This is a genomic window from Desulfosporosinus sp. Tol-M2 (genome assembly GCF_059735615.1).
The window spans coordinates 1-1,133 of the sequence record NZ_JCAIJG010000097.1 but is presented as its reverse complement, the minus strand read 5'-3'; the positions used below and the strand labels follow the sequence as shown (position 1 = coordinate 1,133).

The window sequence follows — 1,133 nt, the reverse complement described above, 5'->3', positions numbered from 1 at the left end:
ACTGAGCCGCTGCTAACGTTTGGGCATTATATCCCTCTCGAATGGATTGAAGTTTTGTTTGAGCCGTCTTTAAGTTGGCTTGCTGCTGCACGACGGCTGTCTTAAGATCCGTATCATCAATCCTGGCAAAAACTTGCCCTTTTTTTACTAAATCTCCATCCTTAATATTGAGTTCAACCACCTGTCCATTGACCACTTGTCCATTATTTGAAAATTGTAAAGGAATTAGGTGGGAAAAGTTCACCGTTCCCGTTGCCGTAATCACTTTCTTCACGTTTCCCATTTTGGCTTTAGCGGTGATATTAGTAGCCACGGCAGGTTTAGCGGTAAAATGTTTATAACCCCAATAACCCCCTCCCAAGAACAGAACACATACTACCCCAATGGTCACCCATTTCTTGTTAAGACGATGATCATTGTCCCTACTAGTTTAGTCTGACTCACCTTGATCTTTCTTATTAAGTATACCGCTAATATTTGAGATGTATTTAGGAAAGTTCTAAAGATTTTATGGAGATTACTTCCTCTGGCTTGGGTCAATGTACATTTATTATCCAATCAACTTTTAACCAAAACGCATACGCCGAATCATGTGTTTAATCCCAATTCCATTGATCTCGAAAACATATACACCTTTATTATCAGGAACCACCAAATATGCTTCCCTTTTTGAAAGAAAATCTTCTCTAGATACTAATTTGTTATTCTCCCAACGAATTTGGCTATTAGGCTTTATGGATATATACTGTTTTTTACTCCTTTATAATTGTTATTGTGATGGAATATGTACTTTTTCAAAAACTTTCCTTAATAAGACTAGAAGTACCTCAAGTATTATTGTACAACTTGAAAGTACTTCTAAGTCAAAGACTAATATAAAAAATTTAAATAAATCCTTGATGGCAGCTGTCATCACAATAATAATAACCGCTCCGATACTTTAAACGTTTCGCACATCTTCTCAACCAGGCTGCCGGAGCTGCTATTCTTAATAATTTGGGCCACCGCATAACTCAAACTAAAAGGTGTTAGTGGACGTGTCCCGCAGACTCTCCTTAGGTGGAACTAGGAGGATAATTGAAAAGGTTGATCGAGCTGGGTGAATCAGGAAGGACTACATTACTGGTATTATC

1 pseudogene is annotated in these 1,133 nt (G+C 37.9%); it reads right to left on the bottom strand.

From position 1 onward, the window contains the following. Positions 1 to 391, bottom strand: a pseudogene (locus AC6I5A_RS06695) (efflux RND transporter periplasmic adaptor subunit); the annotation flags it as partial. Positions 392 to 1,133: the final 742 nt, after the last annotated feature.